This window comes from Pseudomonas taeanensis MS-3 (assembly GCF_000498575.2).
Taxonomy (GTDB): Bacteria; Pseudomonadota; Gammaproteobacteria; order Pseudomonadales; family Pseudomonadaceae; genus Aquipseudomonas; species Aquipseudomonas taeanensis.
In genome coordinates this window covers 164,442-182,716 of the sequence record NZ_AWSQ01000004.1, presented here as the reverse complement: position 1 = coordinate 182,716, position 18,275 = coordinate 164,442, and the positions used below count along the sequence as shown (strand labels likewise).

Genomic DNA, 18,275 nt, shown 5'->3' with positions numbered 1-18,275 from the left:
CAACCTTCGCAGATTGATGGACGCACTCGTCAAACGGCGACACGTGATGCAATGCTGTCCTAGCAAAAAGCGATTTCTTCGAACAGCCAACGTTCAAACTTCACCTGCGCTTGAGGGAGTTCGACGCCTAGCAGGTATCACCACACACAACGGGTCTGGGGATGGCCATGGGGCCGCTATTCGACCTTTCTACCAAGCCCTCCACAACGCAAGGATAAGCAGCTTGTGTCGTAATCGAACCGTGTAAAATCCCGCGCCCGAAAATGTAGGAGACAACACGTTGGCAATTCACTACTCCGCGTCCCCGGATAATGTCGTATGTGGACGCACAGGCTCGAATCTGAACAGTACCCAGGATGTTACTCAGGTTTCATGCAAGCTCTGCCTTCGCAGCGTTGATAAAGGAACTGCTGAGCCTGTCCGTAAGACACCAAGTCTTGCGGAACTTAGAGCCGCAGCAAGAGCTGCGAAGGTTGCTATCGTAACGGCTGAAAAGGTGAAGCCGACCTCTACCCTGACACCCCGAGCCGAATGGCAGCAACGTCTGGAGAAACTGCCGGGTAGAAACCGCATCCCGCGCGGCATAGCTCGACAGGTATTTGTCTAAGCACTGCTGGCCGTATGCAGACGCTTTAAAACGTCTGCTACGCCCCGAAACTGCCTGTGACGACCGGCAGAAATTGGCCATAAGCAGCCATAGAGCACCTACAAAACCAGGAGCACTTAGTCTTGACTAGACTCAAACTCCTCAAGCAGGAACAGGGCAGCTGCTCCGGCAAGATTCACACAGAAACCCGCCTCTCTAGCTGTTGGGGGCATGCTGTTTGAGGTTGCGCCATGCGCGTCACCAAGTCTATTTCTCATTTCGCCTATACCCCAGATGATTGAATTAAGCCCTTCGATCGTTTTCTCAACGGGCTGTCCTTTGACAACAATTCCAAGGGCGTCAATCGCTTTACCAAATAGCTCTCTGTTATTTTCAGTGGGCTTTCCTCCACGCTCCTCAATAATCCATTTGAGCGTTGTTTCAAGAAGGCTTCTTGCCGCCGTAATCGCTCCGCTTGGGTCTGTCACGCGGCGATGAAGAGCTTTTTCCCACTTATCACGTATGTTGTGACTGGGAATTCGAGTTAATAGGTCGCTCAACGCCTCGTCAGCGGGTGTTGGCTGACCGGAAAGCTCATTTAAATGATATTCGCCTTCAAATGTCAGCCCACCATTAACCAGAATAAGGTTGTAAGACAGCTTACCGAGCATAGAGTCCATTTGTGGGATTACTTTGGATATATACCCTTGCTTATGAGCATAAATAATTGTTTTTGCTATGGCTTGGAATTTGTTTAGATCGCCACTTGCATCTTTTTCGGGGTCGAACGATGTCACGCCAGATTTCACCTTTCGCAAAACTTCATGTAGCAGCAAATTTATCGCCATCACCTCTGTGTCTCCCTATTATTTTTCGCGGCCATACCCAAGTGGCATTATCAATCTTCGCGGAAAACTTTTTGCTGCATCCAGCCCTTACGATGATTATCGACTTGAGCAGGGAGAGCAGCGCTTTGCTTTTTATACTTACGCTGACTGCTTTCGGTCGGCTTGTACCAATCGCGATCAGTTGAGAATGGTCGACAACTGATGCCCGCAGATATCTGATTTCGATCATACTAACCCCTCGCATAGAGCTTATAAACTGTCACCCTATGGTTTCTTGTAAACCTGATTAGACGATTATGGCTACGCAGAAAGTAAACTTACTTCGTTAACTACGACTTTAATTTGCAAGCGAAACCCCATAAATCGACCTAACTTTATTCTCATATTGTTGACAGCCCGATAGAGCCAACAATCTTTGGACATGGGGATCATAGAGCCCGCCATCAGGGCTTAGTATTGTTAATGCGCTGGTCGACTTGGGATCTATAGCTGGCCCAACGTGACTAACAAAGCGCTTTACTTGATCAGTTAGGCGACCCAACTTAGCAGCATCTCGATCATTACCCAAAACCATGCGATCTGCCGATTTTATGATCTCCCTAAAGGCGGCAAATTGACCCTGAGATATCTGGTGTGTTTCCAGGAATTTATAATCCATAGGCATGGAAGTTATTTGCTCTAAAGCATCACCCCATGGATAGTTGACAATCCCTTGAGTTCGATGCTGTGCTGGAATCAATTCTCGCCATCTACAACCACTATCGGTAACCAGTGCCGAACCTGTGACTTGTGCCAAGAAAAGTGCCATCTCATAATTTGGCCCCATCTTGAATTGGAAAAACTGACCACCCTCACCAAGGGGCATGTTTTGCAGCATAGTTAGTGGAGACACCTCGGCATGACGTTCTAATTCAGAGAGTACCTCTGCTGCCTTTTCCTCAATCAACCCAAACTGATGTATTAATGCTTGCTTTTTTGCGGCACTAGGCATCATTGCCATAGCGTTCAGCAAGTCCTCAGTGGCCAACCTGTAGTGCAATTCTAGGTCTTTCTTGCAGAACATTTCTTTAGTGCGATGCTGGGATCGATCTCTAGCCATTTCCATCATACCCTTCATTAGGGCGAGGTCGAACTCAGTTGGATCTGGGATAAGGTTTACTAGGCCGCGCCCAATGAATGGCTCTATCTCAAGCATAAAGAGAAAATCCTTTAATGCCTGATATTTGTACTTTCCCGGCGATTTAATTGGGCTAAATTCTGGCTTAACATTATTTGGGTTGACTATTGGCGTCTCTATTAGGAATTCGTCAAATACAGACGCCATGGGCAAGGCGTTCTCACTAATAATCCGAACATCTAATACCCCTGTGTAAAGCCCTCGAAACTTTCCATCAGGCTTAGGCAGCAATGAATAAATATCGGTGTCACGAGGCCACAAAACAGAATAAAAACCATAAATCCTTGATATCTGGCTTTCGGATAGTTCGCGCCTAACATCCACCCAGGTTTTACCGCTATCAAGACCAAGAACATCGCGGATGCAGTTGCAGAACGCTAGATTTCGCTCTCGAATACTTGCCACCTTCCAAGTGGTTCTAAATCCATTTGGAATATCTCGACAGCAATTTTTATACTTTTTGCCACTGCCACAACCGCAAAAATCGTTGCGACCAATTTTGGCTTCATCTATGTTCTTGTTTAGATATTCGTTCTGAGGTGTTGTTCGACCAAACGCATCTTGATAGTGAACAGAGCCGTCATCAAACTTTGCAAACATTTCCCCGCCAAACCTGTAAAGCCCATCGATTGGAGGCAGGAGAACTTTTCGTATATCGGCCCAGTCACAATTTAAGTCGATTTCAGGGTAAAGCCACTCTTCTTTACCAGCAGCTACTGATGATTGGGCTCTGCTTTTGATGATGTGGTTGACTTTGGCAACCTCTCCTGCCGTCAGCTTGCGAGAATTAATAAACTCAATGGTATTAACCATGCTGTTACGAACACGGACGGCATTGGTTCTTTGCTCAAGTGGATTTACATTGTCAGGGTCTCGGGCATATTCAAGATTAGTTAGAATTAAGCAACGATTTTTGTCTAGCGGAAATATTGTCTGCGAACCCTTTAGTGAAATATCGGGGTCATTAGGGAACTCGCATAGCTCTGTTCCAGGAGGGCACGCGTAATTGTAAATCGTGACAGGATGGTCGGAAATTATAAATTTTACTTCGGAGTTTTCAGCGGAGACTAATTCTCTTACGCCCTCAGCCCACAAAACGCAATGCATTGTGCGCAGCGTTTGCATCTCCATCATCAACTGCGGCTGGCTTAGTTTTGGGTACTTACTCTCAATCCAATCTAAGCCTTTGGGGGTTCTTAGTTTTTGGGCGTCGATATATACGAATAAGTTCTGAAAATTGTGATGCCATTGCGATTGGTCATCAGTTAGGAATGCTCGCACAGCTCTTGAACCGTTATCGTCTATCGGCCCAAAAAGCTTTTGTTCAATATCATCATTAATTTCTTCACCTAAGAATGTCGAGTATAAATCGATCTTATAGAGCTGTTGAGCCGGTGTATGCCATTTCTTGGAGTAAATAGTCTTGATTTCACCGTTCTTTAGGTCTATATCTCGGCGAGTTAGATAGCAGAGCTGGCGGTCCCGCTCATGCATGAAACCTTTCTGATACCACTGAGCTACAAAATGATTATCCCTAGTCCTGCTCATTTCTTTGGCCGCCAATAGTTATATGGCTTTATTGATTTGGTTAGAGCACCTAAGAGCTCTAGGTTAGAAGTCTTGAGGTTAGCTACTGGTCGAAAATAACCCTATGGTGCGGACTTACCCGTCAAAAGAGCCCATCGCGCGAGCCTATTTCCGGACACTACCACTGACTTCCATGCCGCGCGAGTCAAATGCACTGGCAGCCGCCTATTAACTACATCGTTAGAGTCCGTTTGGGGTCGGTTGCAGCCAGTCAACAAGGGAAACAACCGACCCAAAGCAGGCACTGCCAGATATCATGTATAGCTAGCATTCAGCGACTTATCTGTCGTTTTGTGGCTAATGCTAGAAATAGTTCTAATTTTTCGGAAGTGTACATTCCAGCGGGTGCAAGTTCTTCCATGCCTACCGTTTCGAAACAAAGCCCTTCTGTTGCATTTCTCACAGTCAGCGTTGAAGCGTGCGCCGAATCATCTTCGCTCCCTAATGAGGCCCTGAAATATGCTGGTACTGACGCTGTTGCAGGATAAAATCTTGTAATCAAGGCTCGACGCCTAAATCGGACATTAACTATCGGCGCATCCGATTCAAGCTCTGCCACCTGCTGTACTAGAGCTTCTGTCGTTTGTGGAGTGCGCTGTGCTTCATCAAACCACTCGCGCCACATTTTTAGTTCCGGATTGCTGTTATGCAGGTTTCTAATTGCATTGAGGAGATCCGAGTGCATCGCCCTAACAAAGGTTGCCGTTGATGCCCGACGTTGCTGGTATTCCACCTCAATTAACGCTTCTGCGCGCAATAATTCGATCGACATATCACTATCCCCCACAATGCTTCCATCATCTATTATCGCGCGCAGTCCTTCAGCAAATTGAGCCATAGATGGGCGATTATTGGGATTGATCGCAGCAGCCCGAGATATAAGTAACATTGCATGATGAATTTGCGGCAGCTCTGGAAACACCTCTCCAAGATCGTATTCCCTTTCGAACCACACCGGCCCAGGAAAAACCACTCCACGCTCGCCGTAGATCATTGCCCAGAGGACTTTCCCGAGGCTAAATACATCGCCTTTTTCATTGACCTCTGCCACGCGTCCGTTTGAGTATTCAGGAGAGCGATAGGCCCAAGCGCCCATTGCACGTCGTTGCGGAGTCAAACGCTCATCCCCAGCAAGATAAGCACATCCGAAATCGGCCAGATAAAGGATGTCCTCGCTTTCTCGGTAGAGCAGATTCGACGGTTTGATATCTCGATGATGGATCGGGCGTTCGCGCTGAGATAGCGCGGCAAGGGTGTTTGCTATTGGGATAAGTGCGCGTGCGGCCTTCTTGGGTTGCCCCGTGAATAGGTGGATGACCTCTTCGAGGTTCCCATCCATCACCTCCATGACGATCTCAACATCGCCGGCTCGTTCTCGAACTTCCTGAACGGCGACTAGGCTAAGCCCTTGGACGTCTTGGAGCGAAGAGACTATTTCTGCCTCGCGCCTGAATCTAGCAATAGCCTCTGTCCCCGCATTGGGCTTTAAACGCTTAATCGCATGAGAGCCATCAGTCCATACGTATGCATTTCCACCAGCCCCTAGCTGCTTCCAACTATCAGGGACTCCTGGGTGTTTTGTCTTCCAGGCGGGAATCTCTTCCGTAACAGTCATCACATGCTTCCCTAGGGTCGATCGCTCAAGCCTATCAGGCTTCTTTGGCTTGGCCGCCCCTATCATTCGTTACTGGCCGCTATTGGCCGACTCCAGCCCTATCTACTTCCTCCCACCTCAGTAGGCGCCTCAGGTGTCGCGAAAGAGGTCGTGGGCATCCAGCAGTCTGTAGGCAATCTCCGGGTGCTTTTCCAGGCCTCGGCGAATCGCCGCCGGAATCGACTGGCGGGTTTTACGGCACAATCCGGGCAGTTCATCGAGGTGAATGGCGATGCCGCGCATGCTGCGCACTTCGTTGAAGCCTGGGGCGATTTTCAGGCGGATACCTAACTGCTCGTACAGCCGACTCTGCATACGTTCGAGGTCGGTCAGGCTCTCAATGTTTTCCAGTCGTTCGAGCAGGCGCTTTTCTTCCGGGCGGGTCAGACGCAGGATGCGCAGGTCAGCTTCGGGTGTGTCCAACAGCCGATCACGTCCGCAGTCGCAGGCACCGGGCGGGCAGGGTTGGCGGATCGGGATAGAGGACGTCATGGGTTGCAATCATAGCGAGCCGCGCTTGTCCTTGCCCACTGAGTTTGTCGAGGGCGCAATCTGCAGTCTGTCTGCCTGAGAAGCCGCTGTGCCCGTCGTGACGTGGCCACCGTGCAGTCGGCTACAGACTACGGCTCAGCAGCGCTGCAGTGCCTTGATTGTTCTTGCCAGTCCAGATCACAGCAGAAGACATGCAGCATGCCGCCGGCATGGACAGTCTGCGACAGGGTGATGCACATGCGTGAATCCGCCACCGATAGATAAGGTCGACTGATCTGAATGACGCCCGGTTGTTTCAAGGCTCGGTAGTGGTAGTGCTTGTGTGACCAGTTGGCATGGTCGCCACACTGCAGCGGCGCAAATCGCCGGTTCAGCTGCTGCTGGTAATGCAGTGGATAGACATTGGGCGATACCTGGTAACCCGCCTCATTGAGTAGATAGCAACGTACCGTGCGTGGATCGCTGAACAGCCGTGTGCTGCTTTGGACAAACTGCTGGTGGGCGGCGAACTCGACCAAGGCCTGCTGGAACAGACCTTCAATGCCGCGCGAGTAGTGTTGCAGGTCGGCATGGCGTTTGACGCTGTGCCACTGCTGGCCACGTCGCAGGCTGGCGAAGATCTCGGCTACGCCCTGAGGGTCGCTGAGGCGCGGCTGCGGTTTGGCAAAATAGAAGCCCTGTACCATGTCGGCATTGGCCGCGATGGCCAGCAGGGCCTCGTGTTCGCTCTCCACGCCTTCGATTACCACCAGGCTGCCTGCCTCATGGAGCAGGCTGACGATGCCGTTGAGAATCCGCCCGACGCGTGGGGAGTTGCTCGCATCCTGAATCAGGCGGCGGTCGATCTTGACGATGTCGGGTTCCAGATCCCAGATCCGGTCGAAATTGGAGTGGCCAGCGCCGAAGTCATCGATGGCGATCAGGCAACCAAGCTCCCGGAAGTAGCGGATGAACTGCTTCAATTGGGCCTGATCACGGACTTCGCTTTCGATGATTTCGATGACCAGCCGATGGGCGGGGATGCCGGTAGCCTGCAGCAGATTCCGGGTAAAGCCGATGTCCGGTCGTTCAGTGACCAGGTACTGTGAGTTCAGATTGAGGAACAGCCAGGCTTGGCCGCTGGCCTGGCGGGCAAAGTTATGCATGTGCAGGGTTCGGCAGGTGCGATCCAGCTCCAGGCATTGCTGGCCGTCGTTCGGCAGGGCCAGCAACGTCGCGGGCGTCTCCGGGCGTCCATCGTCATGTCGTGCTCGAACCAGCCCTTCGTAACCCACCGCGCGACCGTGGGCGATGCTGAAAATAGGCTGGAAGTGACTGGTCAATGTCAGGCCGCGATAGCGGGTGCACTGCATCGGCTCGGCGAGTGGATCGTGCAGGGCCATGCAGGCGTCTGCATTGTCGAGCATTGGCAAGGGCAGGGCGGTATTCAGCATGGGGTATCCACTAGCGCTGCGGCTGCAGTTGTTGCAACGCGGTATCCATCAGGGCGAATAGCTCATCAATGGCCTGGGTGGCGCGTTGAAAGTAGGTCTTGGCGGCGATTGCCGGTTGTTCACTTCCGAGTAATTCCTGCTCGATGCAGAGCAGGAACTCCTCGATTATCCGTTCGCGATGGGGCAGGCGGAACAGCTCGCTCTGCGGCTGCAGAGTGTTAAAGGCGGTGCCGGCCAGCAACTGAATTTTCTGGTAGAGGAAGCGCATCCGTACGCGTTGCTCGGCACTGCTCTTGCCGGCCGCGGCGATCCCGGTGCCTAGGGCGCGAGCCTGGCCGGCCCATTCGGCTGCCTGCACCACCTCGCGCCAGATGCAGGGCAGGTAGCCCAGGGTGGCGCGGCCCTCGCTCAGGTCGACTTCGCTGGCCACATCCTCCATCAGGAAGATGCTGTTACGGATGATCAGGTGATGCTGCACCAGGTTGTTCGCCGGGTCGTTGATGCGGCCTTCGCGCAGGCGTGACCAGTGATCGATCAGGCTGATCCAGGCGTCCTGGTGGGTGCCGCCGAGTAGCTGCGCGTCGCGGATATGCTGGTCCAGCTTCTGCCGGGTCCCGGCAAGCTCCTGGCTCATGCTGGTATCGCCGCAGAGCAAGCCATTGCTCAAGCCACGGTGGCGCTGAAAGCTGGTGATCAGTGCGCGCAGCAAGACCAGTTGGTGAATGTTCGACTGAATATGCAGTCGCTTCTGCCGCTGCAGCCGACGGTGCAGGCCGTAGAAGGCCAGGGCCAGTGCTGCCGCGACGGCTGCTCCGGTAACTAGGTACAGCGCGAGTCCGTGCCATCCATCCATTTCGATTACCCCGTCAGGTGAGCCAGATGATGGGCGATGGTGCGGGCCTGGTCGGCCGCCCTCAGGTTGTCGGCATTGCCCTGGCGGACGAGGTCGGCCAGTTCGGCGATTTCCGCCACGGCTTTGCCTTGCTGTTCGGTACTGACCGCCACCTGATCGACCTGCTCGGTCAATTGCCGGGTGCACTGCTGGACCTGATCGAGCAGCGTGCGCACCGCCTCCGAGCTATGGGCGCTGCGCTGGGCCAGCTCGCTCAAGCCTGCTACTTGCACCGTTGCACCCTTGATGTGCTGTTGCACCGACTCGATGTTGCGGCTGATTTCTGCCGCAGATTCCTGACTGTGCAAAGCCAGACGGCGGACCTCATCGGCGACAACCGCAAAGCCACGCCCGCTCTCGCCCGCACGGGCGGCCTCGATCGCTGCGTTCAGCGCCAGCAGATTGGTTTGGGCGGCAATGCCGCGGATGGTGCCGGACATTTCATTGATGGTGTGCGAGTTGCTGTGCAGTTGTTGAATCAGTTCGTTGGTGGTGTGGGCCTGCTGGGTCATTTCCGCGACCTGTTGCACCAGTTTGGTGAGCAGGTCGATCCCATCGGTCAGTTGCTCGCTGGCCACCACGCTGGTCCTCCGCGACTCATCGGCCAAGGCCGCCACCTGGACAATGCTTACATTCAATTGTTCGACGGCAGCAGCTGCCATGCTGGCCGAGCTGCTTTGGCCTTCGGCGTTGCGGGTCACCAGTACGGCGCTTTGTTCGAGCTCTTGTGACGAGTGGGATATCTCATCCAGGCGCTGTTGCAACAGCTGTTGCTGGCGTTGCTCGCGATGCAGGCACTGCTGCAAACTCCGGCCAATCGGCTGGAGCAACTGCCACTCGCAAGCGCTGGGCGGTTCCTGGCCGGCCTGCTGGGCGGAGTCGTCGCAATAGCGTTGCAGTTGCCTGATGTCCTGCCACAGCAACCATAGGCTGGACATCGCCAGGTAGGCCAGTAAAGCCCAGGCCAGTGTTGCTGGCAGGGACGGAAACAACAGCGCGACGCCGACGCCGACCAGAGTGATACCGAGCAGGGTGCGGAGCATGCCGGCAATGCCCAGTTCGCGCAGTAACAGCAGTGCAGGGTAGGTAAGCCACTTCATGAGTTCGCTTTCTCCATCAGTAGCCAAAAAAAAACGCCTGAAGCCCTGCAGTAAAACCGCAGTGGGTTCAGGCGCCATTGCCTAGCAGGAGCGAATCCTGCGGATGTAGTCTGTTGCTACTGGTTTCACAGCAGAAAGCATGCCATCGCTTGCCGACGTGGCTGTCGCTGCGCCGATAAGGTGCTAGCGGCCTGTGTGGCTAGTTCAATGAGCCAATTTTTCGCGTCTGAGCCCCCCGGTCCACCTCCGCAGGCGGCGCTTACAGTCGCACAGCAGCCCTACCAAAATGGTGCGTTGACTGGTCAGGCAGCGCGAAATTCGCGCACTCGTTCGGGGGGTGTCCATAAGCGTTTGCTCCAGTCTAAGTGGATTGTCCAGGCCAGCGCGGGCCCGGTTGTAGAGCGCTCAGGGCCGGTGTTTACAGCGGTCGGTGGCTGGGTTGTGGGGGGGCGCGTAATTAGGGCTGGCGCTGGGTCAGGCCGATAGCGGACCCAGCGCAGTTCAGCGCGGCGCTGCATCGCCGACGACCGTATTGCCAGGGTAGGTGCAGGGCCTCGCGTTGTTGGCCGGGTGCAATACGCCAGCCGCCACGGGCACTCTGCCGGCCAAGTGGTGCCGGCCCGCCTGCTGGCGTTCGAGGGCATACGCCGCTTCTTGCAGGTGTAGCGCCCTGTAATGGCCACTGCGCTGCTGTTGAACGCTCTAGGTCGGGCATGTCCGTCATGCTCACGCTATCGGCGCTGATGCCGCGGGTTGCTCGGAAGTTCCCTTGCGCGGAGCTTTCTGCAAAAACTCCGTAGGTTTTCGCAAGAAGCTGTCATCACTCTGCCACTAAATTCCCCATCCACTCGCACAGTCCGCCAGGTTCAGTTCCCGATGTTGTTGGGCATGCCGGCGTTACTGGGTTAGCCCCATATAACAGTATCCACAAGAGGATGGGCGTGATGTTCAAAGCCAGTCACGTCTTGCAGGACGAGTTCCTTACCCGGATCTCTGCCGCCAAGGCCGCCGATTTTTTCCCTGTCATCAGCGCCAATTACAGCGTTGACGAGGCAGCCTATCTCACTGAGCTGTTACAGCTCGCCGACTCCGGTGACGCCGGCATCGAGGCTATCCGCCGCAATGCCCGCACTCTGATTGAACAGGTGCGTAGCCGGGACAATGCCGTCGATACCCTCGACGCTCTTCTTCGTCAGTACAGCCTCGACACGCACGAAGGGCTGATGCTCATGTGCCTGGCCGAGGCTTTGCTGCGCGTGCCGGATGCCGCCACCGCCGACGCGCTGATTCGCGACAAGCTGAACTCCGCCGAGTGGGAACGCCACCTCGGCCAGAGCGACAACGTGCTGGTCAATTTCGCGGCCTGGGGCTTGGTGATGACCGGCAAGGTGGTCGATCCGTCCACCGCCGATGGCCGGCCGAAGAACGTGATCGGGCGTCTGGTCAAGCGTTCCGGCGAGCCGGTGATTCGCGCGGCGATGAACCAGGCGATGAAACTGATGGGCAAGCAGTTCGTACTCGGCCGCAACATCGCCGAGGCCCTGAAGAACGGTCGTCCTGAGCGCGAAAAAGGCTACACCTACTCCTTCGACATGCTTGGCGAGGCGGCGTTGACTGCCGACGACGCCGAGAAGTACATGGCCGACTACCGCAAGGCCATCGATACGGTCGGTGCCGAGCCGCAGGTCGGCCCGGGGCCCAAGCCGTCGGTATCGATCAAGTTGTCCGCCCTGCACCCGCGTTACGAAGTGGCGCAGCGCGAGCGCGTGCTGACCGAGCTGTTCGCCAATGTGCGTGAGCTGGCCATCCGTGCGCGCAAGCTCAACGTCGGCATTTCGGTGGACGCCGAAGAAGCCGACCGCCTGGAGCTGTCGCTGGAACTGTATGAAAAGCTGATGCGCGACCCGGCCATCGCCGGTTGGGGCGAGTTCGGCCTGGTCGTGCAGGCGTACTCCAAGCGCTGCCTGCCGGTACTGGTCTGGCTGACCCTGCTGGGCAAGGAGCTCGGTGCGAAAATGCCGCTGCGCCTGGTCAAGGGCGCCTACTGGGACACCGAGATCAAGCAGTGTCAGGTGCAAGGTCTGGACGGCTACCCGGTGTTCACCCGCAAGGAAGGCACCGATACCTCTTATCTGGCCTGTGCACGCTTCCTGCTGTCGGACTTCGCCCGCGACGTGATCTACCCGCAGTTCGCTAGCCACAACGCGCATACCGTCAGCTGCATTCTGTCGATGGCGGCCGAGTACAAAGAACCGCGCGAGTTCGAGTTCCAGCGTCTGCACGGCATGGGTGATGCGCTGTACGACACCGTGCTGGAACAGCACAAGACCACCGTGCGCATCTATGCGCCGGTCGGTGCACACAAGGACCTGCTGCCCTACCTGGTGCGGCGTCTGCTGGAAAACGGCGCGAACTCCTCGTTCGTGCACCAGTTGGTTGACCCGAACACCCCAATCGAGTCACTTCTTGATCATCCGGTGACGCAACTGCGCAAGTTCAAGTCGCTTGGTAATGACAAAATCCCCCTCCCGTCGGCGTTGTTTGGCCGCGCGCGGAAAAACTCCCAAGGCCTCAACATGAACATCCAGCAGTCCTGGGCTGAGCTTGAGCTCGCCTATCAGCCGCACCTCAACCGTCAATGGCAAGCCGCACCGGTGATCAACGGGCAGAAACTGTCCGGCACCGAGCAAGCAGTGCAATGCCCGTATGACCTGAGCAAGAAGGTCGGCAGCGCCCAGTTCGCCACGGCGGCCCACGCTGCCCAGGCGCTGGACGCCCTGCATGCGGCCTGGCCGCGTTGGAACGCCACCGCGATCGACGTCCGCGCCACTGTGCTCGAGCGTTTGGCTGATCTGCTGGAAAGCAACCGCGGCGAGCTGATGGCGCTATGCACCCTGGAAGCCGGCAAGAGCTTGCAGGACGGCATCGACGAAGTGCGCGAAGCCGTGGATTTCTGCCGTTACTACGCGCAGCAGGCGCGCCTGCGTCTCGGTCGTGAAGAGCTGCAAGGCCCGACGGGTGAGCGCAACGAACTGTTCCATGAAGGCCGTGGCATCTTTGTCTGCGTCAGCCCGTGGAACTTCCCGCTGGCCATTTATCTGGGCCAGGTCGTCGCTGCCCTGGTCGCCGGTAATTGCGTGCTGGCCAAGCCGGCCGAGCAGACCAGCCTGGTCGCTGCCCGTGCCCTGGAGCTGATGTTCGAAGCTGGCCTGCCGACGGATGTGATCGCCTTCCTGCCGGGCGACGGCGCTACCCTCGGTGGCGTGTTCTGCAGCGATGCCCGCGTCGCGGGTGTGTGCTTCACCGGCTCGACCGGCACCGCGCGGATCATCAACCGTCAACTGGCCGAGAAAGACGGCCCGATTGCCGCGCTGATCGCCGAGACCGGCGGCCAGAACGCGATGATCGTCGACTCCACCGCGCTGCCTGAGCAGGTGGTCAAGGATGCCGTGCTGTCGGCCTTCACCAGCGCCGGCCAGCGTTGCTCGGCGCTGCGCGTGATGTATGTGCAGGCCGATATCGCCGAGCGCGTACTGGAGCTGCTCAAGGGCGCCATGGCCGAGTTGAAGGTTGGCCCGACCCATCTGCGCGAGAGCGATGTCGGTCCGGTGATCGACGCCGAAGCCAAGGCTGGCCTCGACGCCCATGTCGCTCAGCTCAAAGGCGAGGGCAAGCTGATTGCCGAAACCCTGCTGCCGGAAGGCCTCGAGGGTCACTTCGTGGCACCGGTGGCGTTCGAGATCGGCGGCATTCATGAGCTGAAGAAAGAGAACTTCGGCCCGATCCTGCACATCGTCCGCTATCAGGCAGCCGATCTGGAGAAGGTGGTCGGCGCGATCAACGCAACCGGCTATGGCCTGACCCTCGGCGTGCACAGCCGCAACGAGGAAACTGCCGAGCGCATCGAAGCGCTGGCGCGGGTGGGCAACCTGTACGTCAACCGCAACCAGATCGGTGCCGTGGTCGGTGTGCAGCCGTTCGGCGGCTGCGGCCTGTCCGGCACCGGGCCCAAGGCCGGTGGTCCGAGCTACCTGCTGCGCTTCGTCAATGAGCGCACGGTCTCGGTGAACACCACCGCCGTGGGGGGTAACGCATCCTTGCTGTCGTTGGGCGGCGAGGAGTAACACGCACGTCCGGGAGGGCCCACAAGGTCATTCCCAGCTCCGCGCAGAGCACTTACCGGTGCTCTGTTCGGATGATTTACGCAGTGGCTGCATACCGCGGCCGCTTAAAACTAGAGCCACGGCCCGAGCCGTGCCAACACGAGAACAACAAGATGAACGAGCAGAACCTTTTTGTTGTAGGGGTGACCTTTGTGGTCTACCTGGTGCTGATGCTGGGGTTGGGCATCGTTGCCTACCGCCGCACCCAGAACCTGTCCGACTATATCCTCGGCGGTCGTTCCATTGGTCCAGGCACCGCGGCGTTGTCCGCTGGCGCTTCTGACATGAGCGGCTGGCTGTTGCTGGGTCTGCCGGGCTACGCCCTGGTGGCCGGCTTCGAAGCGACCTGGATCGCCGCCGGCCTGCTGGCCGGTACCTGGCTGAACTGGCTGTTCGTCGCACGTCGCCTGCGCGTCTATTCGCACGTCGCGAAGGACTCGGTGACCATGCCGGCTTACTTCGAGAACCGCTTCAACGATACCTCCCGCGCCTTGCGCGTGGTTTCGGCGTTGATCATCCTGCTGTTCTTCCTCTTCTACACCAGCTCTGGCCTGGTCGCTGCGGGCAAGCTGTTCGAAACCGTGTTCGGCTTCGATTACCAGATCGCGGTCGTGGTCGGTACTCTGGCCGTGGTGTCCTACACCCTGTTCGGTGGCTTCCTCGCAGTGGCCTGGACCGACGTGGTGCAAGGCCTGCTGATGGCTGCCGCGCTGGTGATGGTGCCGGTGTTCGCCCTGAACGCCGTGGGCGGCGTTGACGTCGCACACGCCGCGATCATGGCCAAAAACCCGGAAATGCTGACCTTCTTCAATGATGTGAAGGGTGAGGCCCTGGGCTGGATCGCAATTCTCTCGCTGCTCGGCTGGGGCTTGGGCTACTTCGGTCAGCCGCACATCCTGGCGCGCTTCAAGGCCATCTCCGACGACAAGGACATGCCGACCGCGCGTCGCATCGCCGTCAGCTGGACTGCCGTGACCCTGTTCTCCGCCTTGGCCATCGGCTGGGTGGCCGTGGGTTACCTGGAGACCGATCTGGCCGACGCCGAGACCGTGTTCATGGTGCTGGTCAACAGCCTGTTCAATCCGGTCGTGGCCGGCATCCTGATGGCTGCCGTACTGGCCGCGGTGATGTCCACCGCCGACTCCCAGCTGCTGGTGAGCTCCTCGGCCCTGGCCGAAGACTTCTACAAGGCCATCCTCAAGAAGCACGCCAGCGATGTCGAACTGGTCTGGGTCGGCCGTGGCGCCGTGGTGCTGATCGCAATCATCGCGCTGATCCTGGCGCTGAACCCGGATACCACCGTACTGGGTCTGGTGTCCTACGCCTGGGCCGGCTTCGGTGCCGCCTTCGGTCCGGCCATCCTGCTGTCGTTGTACTGGAAGCGCATGAACCGCAACGGCGCGCTGGCCGGCATCATCCTCGGCGGCGTGACCGTGGTGATCTGGAAGCAACTGTCCGGCGGGATCTTCGACCTGTACGAGATCATCCCCGGCTTTATCCTGGCGACTCTGGCCATCATCGTTGTCAGCCTGCTGACCGAGGAGCCTGAGCAGGCTCTGCAGGCACAGTTCGACGAGGTCGAGCGCAAGCTGGCCTAAGCTGTTTCATCCCCATCTGCAGCCGGTCGTCTGTAGGTGGGGCACCCGAGGTCGGATGCCCATGCTGGTATCGAGTTCGGGTCCCACGACGACCCGATAGTGCTTCGCCGGCCGTCACCCTCGGGTGTCGGTCGGCTTTTTTTTTGCCTGGTTTTTTGCCCAACGCGTGCGTCGGTCGCACCATCGCCAGGCTCTCCAGGCGCGCCTGATTTCCCCAGCTATGCTTGTTAACGACCCCCTTGGCATAACCCTTGGGCGGCTTTGTACTGCCTGCATGGAGGCTGAATATCATGCGCACTGCATTCATAGGTTTGGGTGAGCCTGCCCCCTGGTTCACCTGCCGTACCGAGACCCGCGATCGCTTCGTCTTCGATACCGTCGCCGGCCGCTACCTGGTATTGAGTTTTCTCGGTTCCGCCGCTGACCCGGTCAGTGAGCAACTGCTTACCCAGCTGGCCGCGATCCGCCAGCGTTTCGATGATCAGAGCCTGTCGTTCTTCGGGGTCACGGTCGACCCCGAGGATGAGCGTCAGCAGCGGCTGTGCACCTCGCTGCCGGGGGTGCGTTACTTCTGGGATTTCGAGCGCACGGTGAGTCGGCTGTACGGCGCGCAACAGGAGGACGGCAGTTACCGTGCAGTCACCTACGTGCTCGATCCGATGCTGCGGGTGATCGCGGTGCTGCCCTTGCAGTCCTCGGCCGAGGCGCACATGCCGGCCTTGTTGTCCGTGCTGGATCGCTTGCCGGTGATTGGCCCGGCCTATCGGGCGAACCTGCAGGCGCCGGTGCTGGTCTTGCCGCGGGTGTTCGAGCCGACGCTGTGCCAGGCGCTGATGGACTATTACCGCAGGCAGGGTGGCGAGGCCTCTGGGTTCATGCAGGACATCAATGGCAAGACGGTCATGGTGCTGGGTCGCGATCACAAGGTCCGGCGTGACTGCGTGCTGGAGGACGAGGAACTGCGTCGCGCCTGCATGCGGCGTATTCAGCAGCGGGTGGTGCCGCAACTGGAGCGGGCCTTCCAGTTTCGCGCCACGCGCATGGAGCGCTATCTGGTGGGCTGCTACGACGCCAGTGAGGGCGGGCATTTCCGCGCACACCGCGATAACACCACCAAGGGCACGGCGCATCGACGCTTTGCCATCTCGTTGTTTCTCAACAGCGGCGACTATGAGGGTGGTTTCCTGCGTTTTCCCGAGTTCGGTCCGGGCCTGTATACGGCCCCGCCGGGTGGCGCGGTGGTGTTCTCCTGCGGGCTGCTGCATGAGGCAACAGCGGTCACTCAGGGGCAGCGCTTTATGTTTCTGCCGTTTCTCTACGACGAGGAGGCCCGACGAATCAGGCAGGAGAACCTGCATTTTCTGGATGTCGACACGGCGGGCACTGGCACCGCCGAGCCCGAAGCCCAACCCCGTGCCGAGAGCGAGGCGGGTTAGCCAGCGCTCGCGACACTTTTCAACGGCCGGCTAATCGCTTCTGTCCGCGCTTGGAGTCAGGCACTAAACTGCGGGGATAAAATCAAAATACAGATGTGACCTTGCCTGCATGAAAATCCATCCTCTGCCTCCGCTCAATAGCCTGGTGGCTTTTGAAGCGGCCGCGCGCCACCTGAGTTTTACCTTGGCGGCGCACGAACTGAACGTCACCCAGGGCGCCATCAGTCGTCAGGTGCGCCTGCTCGAGGACTACCTGGGCAAGACCCTGTTCGAGCGCACCACCCGGGCGATAAATCTGAGCCCGACCGGCAGCCAGTACTACGAGACGGTGCGAACCGCGTTGATGCAGCTGGCCCATGCCACCGGCGAAATTCGCCACTGGCAGGGCGCCCAGCAGGTGACCGTGGTCACCAGCACGGCGATGGCCTCGTTGTGGCTGCTGCCCAAGGTGGCCGAGTTTCAGCGCGATAACGAAGAGATCGACCTGCGCATCATCGCCTATGACCAGGTCAAGGATTTCTCCCGCCTGGATTGCGACCTGGCGTTGTACTACTGCCGCACTCCGCCAAAGGACATGCAGGTGACCCCGCTGTTTGCCGAGGAAGTGTTCCCGGTGTGCAGCCCGGGCTATCTGGCCAAGAACCCGACGCTGAGCACCCCGCAGCAGCTGGCTGATTGCACCTGGCTATGGCTGGAAGATCCGCAGCGCGACTGGATCGGCTGGTCCGAATGGTTCCAGCGCCTGGGCCTGAAAAGCCTTGAGCCACGGCGGCGGATCAACATCAACAGCTACTCGATGCTGATTCAGTCGGCGCTCAGTGGTCAGGGCATCGCCCTGGCCTGGTCGAACCTGGTCGATAACCACCTGCAGACCGGCGCCCTGGTTAGGCCGATCGACACCGTGCTGCAGTCGGATGCGCAGTTCTGCCTGCTCGAGCCGCTCGGCCGGGGCGTGATGCGTCAAAGCGTTAAGTGCTTCCGCGCCTGGTTGCTCGAGCAGTTGCCGCCTGCGTTGGACGCCGCCACGCTCGGCAGCGGCGCATAAATACCGGGCCGAAACGAACGCTGCCGCAGGCTTGTGGCCTGCGGCAGCGTTGCATGGAGCAGTCGCGGCGCTAGTTGTCGGACTATGCGCGGCTATTCCTCAGCAGGCCTTGCGCGCGGGTAGCGCGAGGGGAATGGCCCCGCCCAGCGCGACCGTAGGCGCATTGCCTGGCTCGTCCTGGGAGTGTTCCTGCGTTAGCGACTGGCATCCCGGTGGTGGCGTGGGAGGGCCAGCGGAGCTGCCTGACGCAAGCGACGCGTCGTG

The 18,275-nt window shown here is 57.9% G+C and carries 12 protein-coding genes; 5 read left to right on the top strand and 7 right to left on the bottom strand.

The genetic code is table 11. From position 1 onward, the window contains the following. Positions 1 to 280 precede the first annotated feature (280 nt). The gene (locus tag TMS3_RS25635; protein ID WP_083491764.1) at positions 281 to 607 is read left to right on the top strand and encodes a hypothetical protein; all 327 of its coding nucleotides are present in this window, start codon (positions 281 to 283) and stop codon (positions 605 to 607) included. 116 nt (positions 608 to 723) lie between these two features. On the opposite strand, the gene TMS3_RS14525 is transcribed toward TMS3_RS25635, so the two are convergent. The 7 genes from TMS3_RS14525 to TMS3_RS25975 form a co-directional block, all read right to left on the bottom strand. After that, the gene (locus tag TMS3_RS14525; RefSeq protein WP_025166005.1) at positions 724 to 1,434 is read right to left on the bottom strand and encodes an abortive infection family protein; all 711 of its coding nucleotides are present in this window, start codon (positions 1,432 to 1,434) and stop codon (positions 724 to 726) included. Between the two features lie 337 nt (positions 1,435 to 1,771). Next, a complete protein-coding gene (locus TMS3_RS14520) occupies positions 1,772 to 4,105 on the bottom strand; it encodes a DUF4238 domain-containing protein (RefSeq protein WP_160321034.1) in 2,334 nt (777 codons plus the stop codon). 364 nt (positions 4,106 to 4,469) lie between these two features. Further along, positions 4,470 to 5,813 (bottom strand): protein kinase domain-containing protein, encoded by a 1,344-nt coding sequence (locus tag TMS3_RS14515; protein WP_160321033.1) that lies wholly within the window; start codon positions 5,811 to 5,813, stop codon positions 4,470 to 4,472. Between the two features lie 129 nt (positions 5,814 to 5,942). After that, positions 5,943 to 6,344, bottom strand: a complete 402-nt coding sequence (locus TMS3_RS14510) for a hypothetical protein (protein WP_025166002.1) — start codon at positions 6,342 to 6,344, stop codon at positions 5,943 to 5,945. Positions 6,345 to 6,472: 128 nt separating this feature from the next. Next, positions 6,473 to 7,777: an EAL domain-containing protein gene (locus tag TMS3_RS14505; protein WP_025166001.1), complete on the bottom strand. Its 1,305-nt coding sequence runs from the start codon at positions 7,775 to 7,777 to the stop codon at positions 6,473 to 6,475. A gap of 10 nt (positions 7,778 to 7,787) precedes the next feature. Next, on the bottom strand, positions 7,788 to 8,630 hold the full coding sequence (locus tag TMS3_RS14500; RefSeq protein ID WP_025166000.1) for a nitrate- and nitrite sensing domain-containing protein: 843 nt from the start codon (positions 8,628 to 8,630) through the stop codon (positions 7,788 to 7,790). 5 nt (positions 8,631 to 8,635) lie between these two features. Further along, positions 8,636 to 9,181 (bottom strand): methyl-accepting chemotaxis protein, encoded by a 546-nt coding sequence (locus TMS3_RS25975; RefSeq protein ID WP_407691620.1) that lies wholly within the window; start codon positions 9,179 to 9,181, stop codon positions 8,636 to 8,638. Between the two features lie 1,532 nt (positions 9,182 to 10,713). Here TMS3_RS25975 and putA point away from each other — a divergent pair. The 4 genes from putA (at position 10,714) to TMS3_RS14475 (ending at position 18,011) form a co-directional block, all read left to right on the top strand. Then, the gene (gene putA / locus TMS3_RS14490) at positions 10,714 to 13,893 is read left to right on the top strand and encodes a bifunctional proline dehydrogenase/L-glutamate gamma-semialdehyde dehydrogenase PutA (protein ID WP_025165998.1); all 3,180 of its coding nucleotides are present in this window, start codon (positions 10,714 to 10,716) and stop codon (positions 13,891 to 13,893) included. A gap of 152 nt (positions 13,894 to 14,045) precedes the next feature. Further along, positions 14,046 to 15,530 carry a sodium/proline symporter PutP gene (putP, locus tag TMS3_RS14485; RefSeq protein WP_025165997.1) on the top strand — a complete coding sequence of 495 codons (1,485 nt, stop codon included), beginning with the start codon at positions 14,046 to 14,048 and terminating at the stop codon, positions 15,528 to 15,530. Between the two features lie 290 nt (positions 15,531 to 15,820). Beyond that, positions 15,821 to 16,966 (top strand): redoxin domain-containing protein, encoded by a 1,146-nt coding sequence (locus tag TMS3_RS14480; protein WP_025165996.1) that lies wholly within the window; start codon positions 15,821 to 15,823, stop codon positions 16,964 to 16,966. 109 nt (positions 16,967 to 17,075) lie between these two features. Further along, complete coding sequence (locus tag TMS3_RS14475) at positions 17,076 to 18,011, top strand: LysR substrate-binding domain-containing protein (RefSeq protein ID WP_025165995.1); 936 nt, start codon at positions 17,076 to 17,078, stop codon at positions 18,009 to 18,011. Positions 18,012 to 18,275 lie beyond the last annotated feature (264 nt).

Bases quoted from the DNA above. Each gene is read 5' to 3' on its own strand.
- TMS3_RS25975 (WP_407691620.1), bottom strand. From the start codon at position 9,181: ATGACCCAGCAGGCCCACACCACCAACGAACTGATTCAACAACTGCAC.
- TMS3_RS14505 (WP_025166001.1), bottom strand. From the start codon at position 7,777: ATGCTGAATACCGCCCTGCCCTTGCCAATGCTCGACAATGCAGACGCC.
- TMS3_RS14500 (WP_025166000.1), bottom strand. From the start codon at position 8,630: ATGGATGGATGGCACGGACTCGCGCTGTACCTAGTTACCGGAGCAGCC.
- TMS3_RS14520 (WP_160321034.1), bottom strand. From the start codon at position 4,105: ATGCATGAGCGGGACCGCCAGCTCTGCTATCTAACTCGCCGAGATATA.
- TMS3_RS14480 (WP_025165996.1), top strand. From the start codon at position 15,821: ATGCGCACTGCATTCATAGGTTTGGGTGAGCCTGCCCCCTGGTTCACC.
- putP (WP_025165997.1), top strand. From the start codon at position 14,046: ATGAACGAGCAGAACCTTTTTGTTGTAGGGGTGACCTTTGTGGTCTAC.
- TMS3_RS14515 (WP_160321033.1), bottom strand. From the start codon at position 5,813: ATGACTGTTACGGAAGAGATTCCCGCCTGGAAGACAAAACACCCAGGA.
- TMS3_RS14525 (WP_025166005.1), bottom strand. From the start codon at position 1,434: ATGGCGATAAATTTGCTGCTACATGAAGTTTTGCGAAAGGTGAAATCT.
- putA (WP_025165998.1), top strand. From the start codon at position 10,714: ATGTTCAAAGCCAGTCACGTCTTGCAGGACGAGTTCCTTACCCGGATC.
- TMS3_RS14475 (WP_025165995.1), top strand. From the start codon at position 17,076: ATGAAAATCCATCCTCTGCCTCCGCTCAATAGCCTGGTGGCTTTTGAA.
- TMS3_RS14510 (WP_025166002.1), bottom strand. From the start codon at position 6,344: ATGACGTCCTCTATCCCGATCCGCCAACCCTGCCCGCCCGGTGCCTGC.